General features: G+C 37.7%; 15 protein-coding genes and 1 tRNA gene. 8 read left to right on the top strand and 8 right to left on the bottom strand.

The window, feature by feature from the left end:
* Positions 1-320 precede the first annotated feature (320 nt).
* Positions 321-950: a hypothetical protein gene (locus Q0252_RS07470; RefSeq protein ID WP_297984998.1), complete on the top strand. Its 630-nt coding sequence runs from the start codon at positions 321-323 to the stop codon at positions 948-950.
* A 428-nt stretch (positions 951-1,378) separates the two neighbouring features.
* The gene (locus tag Q0252_RS07465) at positions 1,379-1,639 is read left to right on the top strand and encodes a hypothetical protein (protein WP_297984997.1); all 261 of its coding nucleotides are present in this window, start codon (positions 1,379-1,381) and stop codon (positions 1,637-1,639) included.
* Between the two features lie 53 nt (positions 1,640-1,692).
* On the opposite strand, the gene Q0252_RS07460 is transcribed toward Q0252_RS07465, so the two are convergent.
* The 5 genes from Q0252_RS07460 to Q0252_RS07440 form a co-directional block, all read right to left on the bottom strand.
* Positions 1,693-2,697, bottom strand: coding sequence for a transposase (locus Q0252_RS07460; protein WP_297984995.1), 1,005 nt, complete (start codon positions 2,695-2,697; stop codon positions 1,693-1,695).
* 326 nt (positions 2,698-3,023) lie between these two features.
* Positions 3,024-3,398: a DMT family protein gene (locus Q0252_RS07455; protein WP_297984993.1), complete on the bottom strand. Its 375-nt coding sequence runs from the start codon at positions 3,396-3,398 to the stop codon at positions 3,024-3,026.
* 2 nt (positions 3,399-3,400) lie between these two features.
* Complete coding sequence (locus Q0252_RS07450) at positions 3,401-3,772, bottom strand: hypothetical protein (protein WP_297984991.1); 372 nt, start codon at positions 3,770-3,772, stop codon at positions 3,401-3,403.
* A 73-nt stretch (positions 3,773-3,845) separates the two neighbouring features.
* Positions 3,846-4,316, bottom strand: coding sequence for an AsnC family transcriptional regulator (locus Q0252_RS07445; RefSeq protein ID WP_297984989.1), 471 nt, complete (start codon positions 4,314-4,316; stop codon positions 3,846-3,848).
* 130 nt (positions 4,317-4,446) lie between these two features.
* Positions 4,447-9,195, bottom strand: a complete 4,749-nt coding sequence (locus Q0252_RS07440; RefSeq protein WP_297984988.1) for a translocation/assembly module TamB — start codon at positions 9,193-9,195, stop codon at positions 4,447-4,449.
* A 4-nt stretch (positions 9,196-9,199) separates the two neighbouring features.
* Here Q0252_RS07440 and tsaD point away from each other — a divergent pair, with 4 nt between their 5' ends.
* A complete protein-coding gene (tsaD, locus tag Q0252_RS07435) occupies positions 9,200-10,234 on the top strand; it encodes a tRNA (adenosine(37)-N6)-threonylcarbamoyltransferase complex transferase subunit TsaD (RefSeq protein ID WP_297984986.1) in 1,035 nt (344 codons plus the stop codon).
* A gap of 2 nt (positions 10,235-10,236) precedes the next feature.
* Complete coding sequence (locus Q0252_RS07430) at positions 10,237-10,953, top strand: 16S rRNA (uracil(1498)-N(3))-methyltransferase (RefSeq protein ID WP_297984985.1); 717 nt, start codon at positions 10,237-10,239, stop codon at positions 10,951-10,953.
* A gap of 76 nt (positions 10,954-11,029) precedes the next feature.
* Here Q0252_RS07430 and Q0252_RS07425 read toward each other — a convergent pair whose 3' ends face one another.
* On the bottom strand, positions 11,030-11,683 hold the full coding sequence (locus tag Q0252_RS07425) for an RNA methyltransferase (RefSeq protein ID WP_297984983.1): 654 nt from the start codon (positions 11,681-11,683) through the stop codon (positions 11,030-11,032).
* A gap of 189 nt (positions 11,684-11,872) precedes the next feature.
* On the opposite strand from Q0252_RS07425, the gene Q0252_RS07420 reads away from it, so the two are divergent.
* The gene (locus tag Q0252_RS07420; RefSeq protein WP_297984981.1) at positions 11,873-12,892 is read left to right on the top strand and encodes an asparaginase; all 1,020 of its coding nucleotides are present in this window, start codon (positions 11,873-11,875) and stop codon (positions 12,890-12,892) included.
* A gap of 107 nt (positions 12,893-12,999) precedes the next feature.
* A tRNA-Ser gene (locus Q0252_RS07415) sits at positions 13,000-13,086 on the top strand.
* Positions 13,087-13,138: 52 nt separating this feature from the next.
* On the opposite strand, the gene clpP is transcribed toward Q0252_RS07415, so the two are convergent.
* Both clpP and dnaG read right to left on the bottom strand, forming a co-directional pair.
* Positions 13,139-13,819: an ATP-dependent Clp endopeptidase proteolytic subunit ClpP gene (gene clpP / locus Q0252_RS07410; RefSeq protein WP_297984979.1), complete on the bottom strand. Its 681-nt coding sequence runs from the start codon at positions 13,817-13,819 to the stop codon at positions 13,139-13,141.
* An 81-nt stretch (positions 13,820-13,900) separates the two neighbouring features.
* Positions 13,901-15,823 (bottom strand): DNA primase, encoded by a 1,923-nt coding sequence (gene dnaG, locus Q0252_RS07405; RefSeq protein WP_297984977.1) that lies wholly within the window; start codon positions 15,821-15,823, stop codon positions 13,901-13,903.
* Positions 15,824-16,003: 180 nt separating this feature from the next.
* On the opposite strand from dnaG, the gene Q0252_RS07400 reads away from it, so the two are divergent.
* Together Q0252_RS07400 and Q0252_RS07395 are read left to right on the top strand one after the other, a co-directional pair.
* A complete protein-coding gene (locus Q0252_RS07400; RefSeq protein ID WP_297984976.1) occupies positions 16,004-16,240 on the top strand; it encodes a hypothetical protein in 237 nt (78 codons plus the stop codon).
* 107 nt (positions 16,241-16,347) lie between these two features.
* A complete protein-coding gene (locus Q0252_RS07395) occupies positions 16,348-17,817 on the top strand; it encodes a M28 family peptidase (RefSeq protein WP_297984974.1) in 1,470 nt (489 codons plus the stop codon).
* The last annotated feature ends 59 nt before the right edge of the window (positions 17,818-17,876 follow it).

Below are 17,876 nucleotides of genomic sequence, written 5' to 3'. Positions count from 1 at the left end.
TTTAAGAGAAATCTTGTGGTCTTTAAATACTGACATAAGTTATTGATTATCAGATATAAAGATACGAAATAAAACCCATTAATCCAAATTAAATCATTGAAAATCAACAAATTAACCAAAAAAAATCAAACAATTTTAAATACAAAAAGTCGGAAGAGAAATCTTCCGACCATGACTACGCTGTGAGGCGTGTTTTTTTTGTTTGGGATTGTGTATATTTGGGTCTTAGCAGAAAGTGTATCTAAACTAACCCTAAAAACCTGTTAACAAAGATTAAGTATGAAAAAAAATTTTCTTTTTATTCCGCTGATTTTATTATTGTGTTTGTCTTTTCTTGTAGGCAAGAAAATGTTTTTGAACAAAACGCAAAAAACAGCAAGTCAAATGTGTATGTATTAAATAAAAAAAATCTGCCACCAAATGTTTTAAAACATATTAGAAAAAACGAAAGTATAAATCCTTACTCAAAATCCTCTTCTGAAAATACTAATTCTGTACATGAAATTGAGTTAGAAAATTCATTTATCCTAAAATTAATAAATGGGACTAAAATAAAATATGTTTTTACATTACCAAGTTTAGACTCTTCGATTAGAAATTTAATTATTAAAGAACAGAATGGAGAGATTATAGATTCAAAGGTTGTTATTTACAGTGGATTTCAAAAAGAAAGTAAAAAAATAGATTTACAAAACTTTTCACGAACTAAGAAAATTTATGACATAAGAGACACACAGATTTCTGTCATTACCATGACAAGTAGCACCTCACCTTGTGTTGGTGGTGGAAATCCCGATGACGGTATGTATACAGATCCTGCGTGGCAACCTGGGTATGAAGGATTCGACCCTAATTATTCTGGTGGCAGCGGTGGATCAGACAACATACAACAATGTCCTTGGGCATTTATTTATGATGATGATGAAGCAGTAGGTAGATATAACGCCTGAAGTTTTATATATTATTATGTATTAGGGCTTCAGAATGCATCTCTATCATCAACAATAGAAGCGACCAATTTTCTTTTAGCTGTAACTGTTCTACATGAATTCGTACACTATGGAAATTATTTAACAGGATATAACCCTGAAGGGGATGAAGAAGGTGAATTATTTGAGAATGCTGTGTATGGAATATTAATAACTAAATACAATGCTCATGAATATATTATTTCAATCAGAAACAAATAAACATCTTTTATACTTCATTATAATTATTTTATTGTGTTCTTGTGAGAAACAAAATAAAATACATCCAATAATTTCAAAATCATTGAATGAATATGGTCAAAAAGGAACAACAATTATATATAGGGAAAGTAATAATGAAAATATAAAAAACACGAATAAGTACGTTTTTTTTGACGGGAACACAACTGTTGGAAAATTTAGATGAAAATTTTTTCCTACTGGGAGTTTATTATAATGAAGATATTACTACAGTCAGTTTATATTCATTTAAATCAGGTAAAGCTTTAATATGTCAATTTAGAGAAAATAACTTAATAAATAAAGAAATTGAATATATAAAAATGGGTGAATCTAAGCCTTATTATATTTATTATGAAATATTAAGAAGAAAATATCCAAACTATATGAATTGGAAACTATTTAAAATACCAAAAGACAGTTTAAAATAACACCTTCTGCTAACATATTCTATGTCAAAAAACAAGCAATATTTTGAATTTTTTCATGCCGCAAATTGTTGTGTTTTCACGTAGGGAGTCCCACGCTCGATGACCGCAAAAATCCGGTTGACGAGTTTGAATTTAACGTTGTTTAGCGCCAACATTTTCGGTTTTCCTTCCGCCTGTTTTCGCTCGTAGTAGAGCTTCAGCTCGTGGTCGTACTTTATTGCCGTCAGTGAAAGCAGGTGCAGTATCGACTTCATCTTTTTGTCGGCAAAAGGGCTCACCCTGCTTTTCCCCCGGATGCTGGTTCCCGATGTTCTCCCGAATGGCGCTATTCCGCAGTAGCACGCATATTTTCTCGCATTCCTGAACCGCAGAAATCCCTTCGTGGTGAGCAGCAGATAAAGCGTTCCGATTTCTCCGACTCCCGGTATGCTGCGCAACAGCTCCTGTTTAGCGTTAAGGTCTTCATCGCTCCTGACGAGTTTGCTTATTGCCAGTTCCAGGGTTTTCAACTGGGATTTCAGGAACGTTACCGTCTTTCTGTTGGCAGATTTCACGCTTTTATAAACTTCCTTTCCCAAGAATTCCTCGCCCTCCGAAGTGCGCTCGAAACTTTTTATGGCAGCGATGAGTTTTTCACGTTCCGCATTCATCAGCATCAGTTGCTGGTAGATGATTTCGGGAACTTCCGAGAGTTGGATCTTGTCCACGTTTCTCATTGCGTATTTGGAGACTTCCTCTGCATCTATCGTGTCGCTCTTGCCTCTGGAAAGTCCTCTGGAACGCTTGATCTCGATTGCGGGGACTTCCGCATAGTTCCAACCGTTCTCGCACAGGAACACCGCCAAAATCGTGGAATAGATTCCGGTATGCTCGAAGACCACGAGTGTGTCCTCCATTATCAGTCCTTCCTTTAAAAACGTTGCAAATAGCGTCTGCAGAGACTTTTTCTCATTGGCGACGCTTCCTCTTTTTACCGTGTCTCTTTCCGGAATCAGGAGGCAGTAGTCCAAGGTGTTTTTGGAGACGTCGAAACCCAGGTAGTTTTTGTAATTTTTCATATCTTTATTTTTTGAAAGGTGGTTGAATGGTTTTAAAATCTTTAGTAGTTCTTGTCTAATATTCTATTTGAAACATCAGTTCAACCTTTATGCAAAACAGAGTACTGATATGTTAGTTAAATCTGATTTAATTTACAGGGTTTTTTAGGTCACTCTGTTTTGCTTTCTAAAGGTATTTATTTTATGGATGCAAAGTAAAGATGGGTTTTGCAAGATGCGGGGTTCAATAAAATCTCATAAATTTCTGAAAAATAGCCACAATTTTTTTTCCCCGTACGTTTCTGTTTAAGTAAATTGTAAAGACTTCCTTGTTTTGCCGTATTTTTTTAATTCCTAAACACAAACCAAACCGCCGCTACCAAACAAATTGCAGCATACAAATGGTTCATCTTCAGTTCCTGATTTTTAAAGGCAATAAGCGCAAATGCGGTAAAGACAATCAGCGTAATGACTTCCTGTATAACTTTCAGCTGAAATAAACTGAAAGGTCCGCCGTTTTCGTTGAAGCCCATTTTGTTTGCCGGAACCTGAAAAATATATTCAAACAAAGCCAAACCCCAACTTAGAAGTATGATTGTGAAAATACCGGTCTTTTTCAGCCAGCCCATTTCTTCAAATTTCAGGTGTCCATACCAAGCTAATGTCATAAAAACATTGGAGATGATGAGGAAAACGATGGTTAAAATGCCTTTGCCGAACATAATTATTTAAAAAACTGCCACTTCGGAATAATGAAAAATAATCCTAAAGTAAACAGAAACATGTTGGTAACGTCTGTATAAAGAAATGTGGACAGGTAAAAATTATGCAGGAAGAAGTGGAGTAGAACTGCAGCCGGGAAAAGATAAACTCCAACTTTTCGGTACATGAAAATCAAAACTAAACCTACAACCATCAAAAAATCAACGAAGAAAACGAGATAAAAATACCAACGAGGGATATTTAAATCCGTGTGGTTGTTGAATTCGTCCAAATCAATCCCGAAACCGTTTAAAGATAGAAGTAAAAGCAAAGCGAGCGTAAGGATAAATCCGGTTCCTTTTTTAGGGCTTTCGTTGGCGAAATCTGTATTCATAGGGTAAAAGTAAAAATTAAAAAAAACTTCTGAAAATATTTCAGAAGTTTTTATGGTGTAAAGCTGATTCAATTTATATAGAAACTGCTTTAATTAGTCTGTTTTTGTCAGAAAGATATTCTTCCATAGAAATCATACTTTCTGTTCTCATTACATCCTGAATATCGTCGATTTGGTAAATAATTCTTTTCGCATCTTCGGTGTTTCTTGCTTTCACTTTACAGAAGATGTTATATTTCCCTGAAATTACACTGGCTTCCACAACGTTAGGGATTACAGAAAGCTCTTTCAGTACCTCCTGAGTTCTGTTGGATTTTGTAAGAAGAATTCCTATGAAAGCAGTAAAGTGATAATCCAGTTTACCGTAATCAATAATAAGGGAAGAACCAAGGATAATTCCTGCATCTTCCATTTTCTTCACTCTCACGTGGATGGTTCCTGCAGAAACGTCCATTTGCTTTGCGATTTCAGTAAACGGCATTCTGGTGTTTTCTACAAGGAAGTCCAGAATTTTCTTATCGATTTCGTCAAGTTGATAGTTCATTTTCGTAAAATTATAAATTTATTAAAAAATCAATGTGTTTTTTGCAAATTTAAGAAAATTTTTTGAATTCAAAAGTAATAAAGAAACATTAACAAGATTTAACAAAAAATGCGATTATATTTTTAAAATCTTATTTAATGGTATCGATTTTTGCTGAATCTGCTTCAACTTTTGCAGTATTCTTAGTCTCTTTTTTCTTTTTCCTTTTGAATAATGTGTTAAAGCTTTTGCTGTACACTACACCCACTCCGTATGTTTGGTTTGCACTTGCAGCATTTCCCGCAACAAGTCCAATATTGGATGGTTTGGAATATCCACGCAATAATCTGCTTCCGTCATTCTTTTTAGACCAGTCGTATTCAATGATTCCTTCTCCCGAAAGATAGTTTTCGTTGGCATTTTCGGTTTTAGAAAGCGGAACTCCTAATCCGGTTTTTACTTTTACTCTTGGTGAAAGCGCGAAAGTTACGCTTGCATTGGCTCTGTCGCCGGTGTTGGAATTGGCGTCGCCTTTCAGATAATTCATATCCACCTGGAATTCATTGCTAATCGTGTTCAAAACCGCACCCAACTGTTTGAATAGCATGTTATATCCAGAAGTTTCCAGCGTGTTTCCGATATTGACATCAAAACCTCCAGCGTTGGAAACGTTGAAACTGTTCAAAACCAAAACAGAACCAAACTGTATTACTTTTTCGTCTTCGTTGCTCATTTTCGCAGCCAAAGTTTCACGAAGCTGGCTCGAAACATCAGGAGCAGAAACGCCCAGTTTTACATCCGGAGCGTTCAATGTTCCACCAATATTTACAGAAAGCAATATGTTGATGGGTTGCAAAGACTGTCCTGTAAGATATTGTCCTGCATTTGTAACAGTTCTCATATAATTGGCTCGAATGTCGAGTTGTGGAGCCATTGCATCTCCATCCCAACGGATACTGCTTCCTCTTGCAATTTGGAAAGTTCTCTCCAAAATCGCTTTAGAAACAAAAGTTCCGTTTTCTACAAAATAACTGCCATTCATCGAAATATTTCCGTTCGGCGTCATGCGGAATCTCAAAGGATTTGCAGTACCACGAACGCTAATATCTCCCACATCTTCCGGAAGCTGAACGTTTACCGTTGTTCCTTTATCTACCGCAATATTGAAATCCAAATCCAAATTGGCTCCAGATTTTTTCTTATCCTCCAAACTAATAATTCCTCCTTTGTCTTCTTTAAGAAATCGAAGCATTTTAAATTCATCAACGCTGGAAGTAGAACCTGCATTAAAGGTAAAAATACTGTTATTTAAAGCACGGAAAGGTTCGTTAAGGTCGGTTGCAATTTTTAATCCTGAAACCGGTCCGGAAACATAAAGGTTACCCTGTCCGTAAATTCTTCCCCAGAACAAATCGAAATCTTTCTGTTGGGTATTTAAAACCATTAAATTATCGGCTCTCATGATGAGTTCGACTGCCATTGAAGAAATAGTTTCAAAATAAATCACCCCGGAAATACTTCCGTTGGAATAATCTCTTCCGTCTTTAATTTTTACGTCATTCAGAATTGCACGTCCTTTTGTTAAAGGAATTACAGTATCGGCAAAAGAATAATCAACTCCAGTAAAGTTTAGTTTTAAACCTAAACCGCTCATTGCAATGTCACCACTGTAATCAATATCTTTCAAAGAACCGGTAATACTTAAAACTCCGTTCGCTTTTCCTCTCAGATTTCCAAAAACACCTTTAACAAATTCCTGTGCAAAAGCGAGGTCGAAATCTTTCATATCGGCTTTTAAATCGAGAGTAGGAGAGCTTGTGTTGTTATTGATAGTACCTGTAACGTGAAGATTGTTGTCGCCAATAATTCCGGAGGAAACCACTTTCGCATCAATATCAAAAACATTCGGCGTGGAACTGTTTTTAGCATTGATGATGACGTTACCCATATCTTTTCCGTTCATAAAAATATCATCCACAGTAAGGTCGATAATAGGTTCCAAATTATTTTTATTCATCTTTATTTTGATGGTCCCATTCGCTAATCCCTTAACATCCATGGAATTTCCACCATTTTGCATCTCCAAAAGTTTCGCAATCTGAAGGTTTTTCACAGTGGCATCAGCTTCGAAATCTTTTGCTGATTTAAAGATGGCTCTGTTCACTAAAACTTCACTGTCGTCAGAGAAAACCCTTAAATTTTCGATAAGGAAATCCGCAGTTTTCTTTCGGTAGGTAATGGAATGATTTAATGCAGGGTCGGTATCAATTTTCCAGACGACGTTGTTGAGTTTTACTTCAGTTGGCTCAAACCTGAAAACATAATCTCCAACTGCATTGGCGCTTTGGTTGATGTTTACAGCGTAATCTTTCATATTGCCGTCAATTTCATCTTCCGGAGTTCCGTGTTTGAAATTGGCTGCCAAATGAAGCACTTTATTGTTTTCGTTTCTACCGGTTAAAGTAACATCTTTGAAAACATTTTTGTTATATTCTGCACGGTCAACTTTTGCAAAAATTTGCTCATCAAGATTGGCGGTATTAATTCTTAAAATTAAATTATCTACCATCGCACTGTCACGACGGATTTTTCCACCCGGCGGAATTTTATAGGCCGGATTTGCAGCTGCCAAAGCTCGGTCTGCATCAGTAATTTCCTCCTGTGTGGTCATTAAATATTTTACGGAAGCGACGTCGGCATTCAGCACCAAATTGTTGGAGTTTCCATCATAAGAACCTGTTACTCTAGCTCCTTTTGGAATTTTTACATTCGGTTGGAAATAATTCACCAAATCCTGTTTGATGTCGAATTCCATATTGAAGTTCTGTCCACGGTACAGTTTTCTTGGAGGGGGACCAACCAAAATTTTGCTGAGTCCGTTTTGAATCATTCCGCTTAAATCCTCAAGATTATATTTTCCGGCAATTCGTCCGTTCACAGCTCCGGGTGCGTTTACAGAAACAATGCGGTTTCCGTTTTCGAAAAAGGCTTTTACTTCAGCGTTCGGAATAATAAATTTCTGTGTTGCATTAGTGAAATTGATGTTTCTTAAATCTGCATCTAAGTTCAAATCGTTCAGATTTGTCATCGAAATTTTTCCGTCAACCAAACCGCTTACAATCTGAGTTCCTTTTCCTCCGGTAAAATAATTCAGGTTTAAATGTCGAACATCTGCAACCACATCTGCGAGAATTCGGGAAGTACTGAAATCAATTAAACCTTTTACATTGGCTTTTGCCTGTTCATCGTTAACATTGATGGTTCCGTTGTACTTTTTATGGTCAAGATAACCGTCCAAAAAGACATTGTTGATTTCCTTGTCCATAATTTCGATGCTTGCAATCTGCGAACGCGTTCTGAGACGCATTTTGTTCACGTCAAAACTTTCACCCTGAATGTTGAATTTCCCCGTAATTAAACCAACTTGTTTGTTTTTGGTAATAACAGAAGTATTCAAATCACGAACTTCTGCATAACCACGGTATCTCGGCGTATCTGTACTGAAATCTTCCAGGTAGAAATTGTTGATTTTCGCCTGACCAATTCCGGTCACCAAAGCACCATTCGGAATATAAATCTGTTTCGGATTTACACGAACCGCGCCGTTATATTTAAGTCTTCCAAAATCATCAGCAAAATTTTTCATTTTGGATGATATGAAAGTAGGCAGCATCGCCTTTAAATCTTTATAGGTAAAATCGGTGGAAAGCGAATTGGTTTCGATTTGAAAATCTCCTTTCAATAATCTCGAAACCTTCATGGTTGAAGTTTTGATGTTCACCTGAGGATTTCTTACCAAAAAGTCTTCGAGATAGAAACCGTTCAATGGGCCATTCATTTTCCCGGAAACATTGAAAGGTTTGTAATTATCCCAGTTGGTCACGAAATAACTGATGTCGTAACCACTTAACTGACTTCCCTGATGCATGTTCATTTCCCAACGAACTTTGTCGGCGAAATCTGCAAAAGAACCGTTGTTCAGTTTGAATTTAACATCTCCCTGAAGTAAAGTGTGGTCTGTATTAATCGTTAAATCTTTCAGCGAGAGAAAATCTTTCGTCATCGATAGATCCGTTGAGAAAGTATCAACATAATGCGTTTTTCCCCAACGTTCGGTATAAAAACTCATGTTGTTAATCTGCGCGAAAACATCACTGCCATTTACTTTTACATTAGGTGCATGAAGATTAAATTTTGTGGCGTATAACCATTTACCGTTATCTCCTTCACTGTTCTGATTAATGATGGAAACTTTAGAATCAATAATATCTACACGGGAATTTAGTTGAAAGACCGGTTTATTGGGGTCTTTCGCTTTTCCGCTGTTGAAAAGTTGGGTGTATCGTATAAAATTGGAAATGCTGTCGCCTTTGTAGGTAACAACTTTAATGTCTGCATTGGTTAAAGAAAGCGCGTTGAAGCTCAGATTATTTCCTTTGATGCCACTTGTTGCAAGGGAAATCCAGTCGGAATTGGCGCGGAATTCTCGTGCTTTGATGAATTCCATTCCTTTGTAATCTTTAATTTTGAGACCTTTCACCAAAACATCCCCGAAATAATCGACACTGATGCTTTCGGTAGTCATTTCAGCTTTAAAATCCTGGTTCAAAACTTGAAGTGCCTGATTTGCTGCCCATCTTTTGGTAACCGGTAAATTTACGGCAATAACCGCAAGAAGTGCTAAAGTAAGACCTACCCAGAAAATAATAAGCAACAATTTTGCCCACCAAGTATAACTGGTAACATCTTTCGCAGCCTGTGCTGTAAACTCCTTCGCGGTTTCCACGGGATGCTCCACGGCATCTTTTACGAGCTCTTTCGCGTTTTCAACACTTACCTCATTGGAAGGCGACTGGTTTTGTTCTTGTTCTTTATCGTAATTATTCTCTAAATTTGCCATTGTTATGAGCGACTCAATAATTTTAGGGATAGAATCGTCCTGCGACGATACTTCGGCTGCCATCATCAAGGGAAATACCATTCTGTCGAATATCGCAGCCAATCAGGAAATCCATAACGAGTATGGAGGTGTGGTTCCGGAGCTGGCTTCGCGAGCTCATCAGCAAAATATTATTCCCGTAGTACAAAAATCCGTCACTAAAGCAAATATACAACAAAAAGATATTTCTGCCATAGGATTTACCAGAGGTCCCGGACTTCTCGGTTCGCTTCTTGTGGGAACTTCTTTCGCCAAATCTTTGGCGATGAGTTTAAATGTTCCGCTGATTGAGGTTAATCATCTTCAGGCTCACATTTTAGCGCACTTCATCGAAGATGCAAATCCTATGCCGCCCAAATTTCCGTTTTTGTGCCTAACAGTCAGCGGTGGACACACCATGATTGTTTTGGTAAAAGACTATTTTGAGATGGAAATTATTGGTAAAACAATAGATGATGCTGCCGGTGAAGCTTTCGATAAAATTGGAAAAATTTTCGATCTGGATTATCCTGCAGGTCCAATTGTGGACCGTTTGGCGAAGGAAGGCGACGAAAATACCTTTAAATTTAATAAACCAAGGCTGGAATTATATAACTATTCCTTTAGCGGAATTAAGACTTCAGTTTTGTATTTTATTCAGAAAGAAATCAAGAAAAATCCCGATTTCATCAAGGATAACCTAAATAATTTGTGCGCGTCTGTTCAAAAATCGATTATTGATATTTTGATAGACAAACTTGAAAAAGCAGCAACAGTTTATGATATCAAAGAAGTGGCAATTGCGGGAGGAGTTTCCGCAAATTCAAGACTGAGAAAAGCGATGCAGGAAAATGCTGAAAAATTGGGCTGGAACATATACATTCCCAAATTTGAATATACTACTGACAACGCTGCTATGATTGCAATGGTAGCGAAACTGAAATACGACCGCGGTGAATTCAGCGACCTTTCGGTTTCTGCAACAGCGAGATATGATTTAGAAGAGGATTTTAAAAAATAACGATGAAACTATTTTTTGGCGACATTTTCCCTGAAGTTAATATTAATGATGAAGAACAGCAACACATCACGAAAGTCTTGCGTATGCGCGAAGGCGAAGAAATTTTTGTGACTGATGGTAGAGGAAATTTAGCCAAAGGAAATCTGTTTTTTGAAGGAAAAAAAGTAGGGTTGAATATTATCGAAATTCAAGAAAATTTGCCTGAATTTTCTCCGAAACTTCACATTGCGATTGCTCCGACAAAAAATATTGACCGTATTGAATTTTTCGTGGAGAAAGCCACAGAAATGGGCATTTCCGAAATTACCATTCTGAATACTGAAAAAACTGAACGTAAAAACCTCAACATAGATAAGGTAAGAAAACAAGCAATTGCCGCTTCGAAGCAAAGTTTAAGATTTCATTTTCCGGTGGTGAATGACGTGACGAAACTTTCTGATTTTGTGAAAAATATCGATGCTTCTACCACTTTTGTTGCCCATTGTGATGACGCTTTTGAAAGGATTGAATTGAAATCCTTCGACTTCGCTCAGGATGAAAAACTGAAAAAAGAAATTACTTTTTTGATTGGTCCGGAAGGAGATTTTTCTCCGAATGAAATAAAAATGCTGACTGAAAAAGATATTAAAGCCGTTTCGCTTGGAAACCAACGATTAAGGACGGAAACAGCGGGAGTTTTTGTGGCGGCTTGGAATTACTATCGGTCAATAAGTGAGTAGTAAATAGTGAATTTTTCAATTACAATGATAATTCACAATTGACAATTGACCATTTCACGATTCACCATCTAAAAAATCATTCTTTTACAAATTTTTCTAAAATTTTTTCGCCGCTTGGAATGGACTTTACTGCCCAACGAATCATCATCTCTATACGTTTTTCTTCATTCAATTTATAATCGACACTTGAATTGAGGAGTTTTTGTTTTAAATCGTAACAGCAAATGGCGGCGGCGACGGAAACATTAAAACTCTGCGTGAAACCATACATCGGAATCGCCAAAGTTTCGTCTACGTAATCTAAAAAATCTTCGGAAACGCCTTGCCATTCTGTCCCGAAAATTAAGGCAACAGGTTCTTTAATTTCAAAATCTGGAAGGATCGTGGCGTTTTTCTCGGGAGAAACTGCGACGAGTTTGTAACCGCGGTTTCGGATGTCCTGCAAAGATTCGAGTGAATGTGCCATTTTTTCTACCTCAACCCAAGTTTCTGCGCCTTTGGTAACGGTGAGATTCGGGTCGAAGACATTTCTGGCTTCCATCGCAACAACCTTGTGAAAGCCGCATGCTTCAACAGAACGGATGATGGCGGCTGCGTTTCGGAACTGGTAAACGTCTTCCATTACAGGCAATACAAAATCTGAACTTTCCCTAGAAAAATGCTCCATTTTTGCGAGACGTTCTTCAGTGAGAAACTGTTTCAGGTAATCGAAAATTTTTTGGTTTTCCATGCTTCAAAAATAGGGGAAATTATCTTTTTGGAACTGTTTTTTATTTTTAAAACTGCACTGCGCCCCGGATGGAACGGCATGTTTAAGCTCTTTTTGTTCGGGAGCGCAGCGGACGAAACAAAAAAGCGAGTAGTGACAGCCGGAAGAGGCGCCCCAAAAATTAGTGCTAAAATTTGTACTTTTACAGGTATGAAGCGAAAAGTCCTGTTAATCTACACCGGCGGAACCATCGGGATGGAAAAAGATTATGAAACCGGCAGTTTGGTGCCGTTTAATTTTGAAAATATTTTCAAAAAAATTCCGGAGATGAGGTTGCTGGAGTGTGAAGTTTCGGTGCATCCTTTCAAAGAACCGTTGGATTCATCGGACATGGGACCGGAACAGTGGAAGATTATCGCGAATTATATTGACAAAAATTACGAAAAATTTGACGGCTTTCTGATTCTCCACGGAACGGATACGATGGCTTATACGGCTTCTGCATTGAGTTTTATGCTGAAAGGTTTAAAAAAGCCTGTGATTTTAACGGGTTCCCAACTTCCGATTGGTGATTTGAGGACGGATGCGAAGGAAAATCTTCTGACAAGCCTTTATTACGCGAGTTTATACGAAAATGATGAAGCGGTGATACAGGAAGTTACGGTATATTTTGAATATAAACTTTTGCGTGGCAACAGAACCTTGAAATATTCTGCGGAGTATTTTGACGCTTATGAAAGTCCGAATTATCCGATTTTGGGACAAAGTGGAGTGCACCTTAATGTAGATAAGGAAGCACTTTACAGAGATTCTTCTAATGAGAAATTTTCGGTGGATTTGCATATTTCTCAAGATGTTTTGTTCTGGAGAATTTTTCCGGGAATGACGCTTGACCATTTTGCTGAAATTCCGAAAATGAAAGTGCTGATTTTGCAGGTTTTTGGTTCGGGAACGATTTTTAATACAGAGAAAACTGCGGTTACACTTCAGAAAATTCGAGATAATGGAACGGAAATAGTAGTGGTGAGTCAGTGTGTTTCGGGTGGAATTTCGTTTGGGAAATATGAGAACAGCAATGTTTTTACCAAAGTAGGAGCGATTAGCGGAACTGATATTACTGCGGAAAGTGCGATTACCAAAGCGATGCACTTAATGGATAATCCGAATTACAGCGGAACTTTTGCAGAGAATTTTACTAAGAATTTAAGGGGAGAGATTTCTGAGAATTAAATTTTTTCTCGCAGATTTTGCGGATTGGGCAGATTTTTTCGTGTTGAAAATTTTTGAAAATGGATTTTCAGTTTTCAGGAAAATACATTAGTTTTGCAAACCTAATTAGAGAGGTGTCCGAGTGGTTGAAGGAGCTAGCCTGGAAAGTTAGTATACGGGTAACTGTATCGAGGGTTCGAATCCCTTCCTCTCTGCATAAATAAAAGCCGCAAAAATTTTGCGGCTTTTATATTGCTAAAAGATTTTCTAATCTTTCTTTCTTTCCAAAACTTCGTCAACCATTCCGAATTCTTTTGCTTCGGTGGAAGTCATCCAATAATCTCTGTCGGAAGCTTTTTCAACCCATTCGTACGTTTGTCCGGAGTGAAGCGAGATAATATCGTACAGTTCTTTTTTCAGTTTCAGCATTTCTCTTAAATTAATCTCCATGTCGGAAGCTACACCTTGTGCTCCTCCCGAAGGTTGGTGAATCATCACTCTTGAGTGTTTCAACGCAGAACGTTTTCCTTTTTCTCCTGCAACTAGCAGAACTGCACCCATTGAAGCCGCCATTCCTGTACAAATTGTGGCAACATCAGGACGAATAATTTGCATTGTATCGTAAATTCCTAAACCTGCATACACACTTCCACCAGGAGAGTTGATGTAGATTTGAATGTCTTTCGAAGCATCCGCGCTTTCCAAAAATAAAAGCTGAGCCGTTACAATATTCGCAACATGGTCGTCGATTCCTGTTCCGAGGAAAATAATTCTGTCCATCATCAGACGAGAGAAAACGTCCATTTGTGCTACATTAAGACGTCTTTCCTCCATAATATAAGGCGTCAAATTGGTTGGGTTGAAAGTTCCCATATATTGGTCGGTTGCAAGACCACTGTTTCCTAAGTGTTTTACAGAGAAATCTCTGAATTCTTTTTTAATATCCATATTGTTACTTTGTTTAAAGTCTAAAATTTTAACGGTAGCAATTTCACAAAAACCGTTCCTCTTTCAAATTTAGCCAATTTGTCACAAAATACGGTGCAGTTCTTCATCAATACTGTTTTTCAGGCGGGTAAGAAGAAGAATTTTTTCGTAATTTTCTGTATTGTCGGCATCTTCGGCAAGACTATTTTTTAAATCGTTGATGAGTTTTACCGTAAATTCCCTTTTGTGTCGCGTCATCACATCACTTACAATTTTCGGAACCAATTCTTTTTCGGAGCTGAAAAAAATATTGTGTTTCCCCCAATTGCTGTTCTCGTAAGGTTCCATCAAAGCATCTGCAACTTTTCCCGAAATTTCTTCGTCCATGAAAGTTAAGAAAAAATTTCCCGAACGCAGTTCGTTGTCGTTGATGCCGGTTTTTATTTCCTCCACAATTTTTTCATTGATGGAAGACTGAATTTGATATTCGTCCTCTTCAAGATGAGTCACGATTTCCTCAATAACCGTAGTTTGGTAAGGCTGATTGTCTCCGTCCTTTCGCTCCAAAATTTGGTCTCCGTATTTCAGCATCAGTTCCACCAATTTTTCTTCAAGAACAATGAGCGGATTGATGGTTTCGAAAACTTCCTTTACGACCTCAAGTTTGGGTTGAATCTGTGGTTGTTGCCTTTGAGCAGGAGAATTTTGCTGAACAATTTGTTTCTGGACATTCAGTTCATTGAATAAACTTTGTTCGCTCAACCCAAATTTATTCGAAACTTCTTTAAGGTAAACTTCCTGTTTCAGTGCATTCTGAACAAACGCCACCGATTTTACGATATCACGAATTGCTTCTGCTTTTTTTATCGGGTCGTTTGCAGCTTCTTTGAGTAAAATTTCAGCCTTGAAATCGATGAAGTCATTCGCTTCGGTCTGAATAAAATTTTCTACATATTCCTGCGGATGTTTTCTCGCGAAAGAATCCGGGTCATCACCATCAGGAAATAAAAGTACGCGAATGTTCATTCCTTCCGCCAAAAGCAAATCAATACTTCGGAAACTCGCTTTAATTCCCGCTTTATCGCCGTCGAAAAGAATCGTAACGTTTTCGGTTAAACGTTTTATCAGTTTAATTTGTTCCGTGGTTAAAGCTGTTCCGGAACTTGCGACCACGTTTTCAATTCCGCTTTGGTGAAGCGAAATCACATCCATATAACCTTCCACCAAAAGACAGAGGTTATTTTTCGAAATTGCCTGTTTCCCTTGATTTAAACCGTAAAGAACATTGGATTTGTGGTAAATTTCTGTTTCAGGAGAGTTAAGATATTTCGCAGTCTTCACATTATTTTTGAGAATTCTCGCTCCAAAACCCAAAACTCTTCCCGAAAAACTGTGGATAGGAAAAATCACACGTTCGCGAAAACGGTCGATTCCGTTGGGAGAATTTTCAGGGAAAATAGAAATTCCGGATTTTTCGAGGATGGTTTTCTCGTAACCTTTATCTAAAGCACTTTGTGTAAAAGCATTTTTCTGTTCCGGAGAATAACCGAGCTGAAATTTCTTGATAATGTCATCGCGCAATTCACGCTCCTTGAAGTAAGAAAGTCCAATCATTCTGCCTTCCTCAGATTCCCAAAGCTGCTCCTGGAAAAAATCGTTCGCAACTTCATGAATTTTATAGAGCAAATCACGGTCGGTTTGAGATTTTTTTTCTTCTTCCGAAAGTTCGCGGATGTCTTCTTCAATTTCAATGGCGTATTTTTTTGCGGCGTGACGCAACGCTTCAGGATACGTGAAATTTTCAATTTCCATTAAAAACGAAATTGCTGTTCCGCCTTTACCGGTCGAGAAATCTTTCCAAATCTGTTTGCTCGGAGAAACTACAAAACTTGGCGTTTTTTCGTCTGCAAAAGGGCTCAAACCTTTAAAATTGGAACCGGCTCTTTTCAGCTGAACATATTCACCAATGATTTCCTCCACGCGAATTGCGGAAAAAATTTTGTCGATGGTGGCTTTTGTAATCATGCTGAAATCAGAATTGAAAGCGTAAAAATAATTAAAATGCCACGAATGCACGAATGTTTTTTAAAGAAGAATTTGCAGCGATTTCATTGAACAGTTATTATTAGCGGTATCATGCTGAGGCTCTCCAAGCATATTTGGTCATTTTATCAATTCATGCCAAAAAATTTCTACTTTTGATTCATGAAAACAATTCAGATTAAAGCATCCCAATTTTTCGAACTTTTAAAACAGAAAGATACCTCAATGTGGGAAATATTTTCGCAGATGATTGATGGCGAGGAAAAGGAAATTATCTTTTTGGATGATGAAGAAAAAATTCTCTTCAATTACATTTTGCCTACAACATTGGATAAATTGAAGGAAGACCAAAAAGTTTTCGCCAAAGAATACGCAGATAAAATTGCGCAGAACTACTAATTTCAGATTTAGAACTCGACAGTAACCTTGTCACGCTGAGGTGAAATTTATGCTGAGCGAAGTCGAAGTGAAGCGTCATAACAAACAAAAATTCCATTATTAAGAATATGAAAAAAATTAAAATTTACTCCTTAATTGCACTTGCTGTTTCGGGTATTGCTTTATCGCAGAACTACAAAAAACCTTTGGTTTCCGCTATCAAAGAACAGGATTTAAGGCAGGACATGTACGAACTCGCAGCAGACCAATTTTGGGGACGTGAAGCCGGAACTTTGGACGAGCTTAAAGTTTCTATGTGGTTGGCCAATAAAATGGAAGAAACAGGAATGAAACCTGCAGGAGATAATGGAACGTTCTTTCAGTTTTTTAATATGTTTCGTCATCAAATTACGCCTCAAAGTTCGGTGAAAGTTGGGAGTCAAGATTTGAAAATTTGGAAAGACATCCTCATTGCGGACGTTGTGAACGCCAATTTTAATACTGAAATTGTGTACACAGGAAAAGTGGAGCCTGAAGATTTGAAAAAATTCAATATCAAAGATAAAGTCGTGGCACTAAATGTTTCAGACAAAAATATTGCCCACGAAATGACTTTGTTTGAAAGAAGATATCCCGGCTTTATCCGTTCGAAATATTTAAAATCAGCCAACGATTTAGGTGCGAAAGGTATTATTTTTATCACGGATGAAATTTCGGAAAAAAGCTGGCCGGAAGTGCTTCCTCAAATGACGCGCGGTGTTTATGGTATTGAAGGAATGCGTGATAAAGTGGTGGACCAAATTCCAGTGTTCTGGATTAAAAAGCAAAATGAAAGTTGGGTGAAGAACAATCCGAAAATTGCTGTCAATCTTCAAACCGAAACGTACAAATATCCTTCCGTAAACATCATCGGGAAAATTGAAGGTACTGACCCCGTTCTGAAAAACGAATATGTTTTGCTCAGTGGACATCAGGATCACGACGGAATTCGTCATCCCGTAAAAAATGACACCATTTACAACGGAGCGGACGATAATGCGAGTACATGTGTTGCACTTTTGGCTATGGCGAGAGCGTACAAAAAACAACCTTCTAAACGCAGTATTCTTTTTGTGATGCACGGTGCAGAAGAACGTGGCTTGTTGGGTTCAAGATGGCATGCTGCGCATCCTGTAGTTCCAAAAGATAAAATTGTGGCTGTTTTGAACGGCGATATGATTGGACGAAATGATAACGATGAAGCTGCACTTTTGGGTGGAGAATTACCGCACAAAAATTCTGACGATTTGGTGAAAATGGCTTTGGATGCGAACAATGAGAGCACGAAATTTAAGTTTTTGAAAGACTGGGACTTGCCGGAACATCCGGAATATTTCTACTTCCGAAGCGATCATCTTCCGTACGCAAAATTGGGAATTCCGGCGGTGTTTTTTACAAGTGTGCTGCATTTTCAGTATCACACTCCGCAGGATGAATCCGAAAATATCAATTTCAAAAAGTTGTACAAAATGACGGAATGGATGTACAGAACATCGTGGAAAGTAGCCAACGAAAAAGAAAGACCGAAAGTTTTACCTGGATTTAAGTTGGAACGGTAAAATTAAGATGGATTTTTCCGATACTTTGTCAAAGTTCAAAAATCTTTAACATAGTTGAA

Source organism: uncultured Chryseobacterium sp., from assembly GCF_936933875.1.
GTDB lineage: Bacteria > Bacteroidota > Bacteroidia > Flavobacteriales > Weeksellaceae > CAKZIK01.
This window is presented reverse-complemented; position numbering and strand designations above follow the sequence as displayed.

Bases quoted from the DNA above. Each gene is read 5' to 3' on its own strand.
- Q0252_RS07420 (WP_297984981.1), top strand. From the start codon at position 11,873: ATGAAGCGAAAAGTCCTGTTAATCTACACCGGCGGAACCATCGGGATG.
- Q0252_RS07430 (WP_297984985.1), top strand. From the start codon at position 10,237: ATGAAACTATTTTTTGGCGACATTTTCCCTGAAGTTAATATTAATGAT.
- tsaD (WP_297984986.1), top strand. From the start codon at position 9,200: ATGAGCGACTCAATAATTTTAGGGATAGAATCGTCCTGCGACGATACT.
- Q0252_RS07400 (WP_297984976.1), top strand. From the start codon at position 16,004: ATGAAAACAATTCAGATTAAAGCATCCCAATTTTTCGAACTTTTAAAA.
- dnaG (WP_297984977.1), bottom strand. From the start codon at position 15,823: ATGATTACAAAAGCCACCATCGACAAAATTTTTTCCGCAATTCGCGTG.
- Q0252_RS07455 (WP_297984993.1), bottom strand. From the start codon at position 3,398: ATGTTCGGCAAAGGCATTTTAACCATCGTTTTCCTCATCATCTCCAAT.
- Q0252_RS07445 (WP_297984989.1), bottom strand. From the start codon at position 4,316: ATGAACTATCAACTTGACGAAATCGATAAGAAAATTCTGGACTTCCTT.
- Q0252_RS07440 (WP_297984988.1), bottom strand. From the start codon at position 9,195: ATGGCAAATTTAGAGAATAATTACGATAAAGAACAAGAACAAAACCAG.
- Q0252_RS07450 (WP_297984991.1), bottom strand. From the start codon at position 3,772: ATGAATACAGATTTCGCCAACGAAAGCCCTAAAAAAGGAACCGGATTT.
- clpP (WP_297984979.1), bottom strand. From the start codon at position 13,819: ATGGATATTAAAAAAGAATTCAGAGATTTCTCTGTAAAACACTTAGGA.
- Q0252_RS07395 (WP_297984974.1), top strand. From the start codon at position 16,348: ATGAAAAAAATTAAAATTTACTCCTTAATTGCACTTGCTGTTTCGGGT.
- Q0252_RS07460 (WP_297984995.1), bottom strand. From the start codon at position 2,697: ATGAAAAATTACAAAAACTACCTGGGTTTCGACGTCTCCAAAAACACC.
- Q0252_RS07425 (WP_297984983.1), bottom strand. From the start codon at position 11,683: ATGGAAAACCAAAAAATTTTCGATTACCTGAAACAGTTTCTCACTGAA.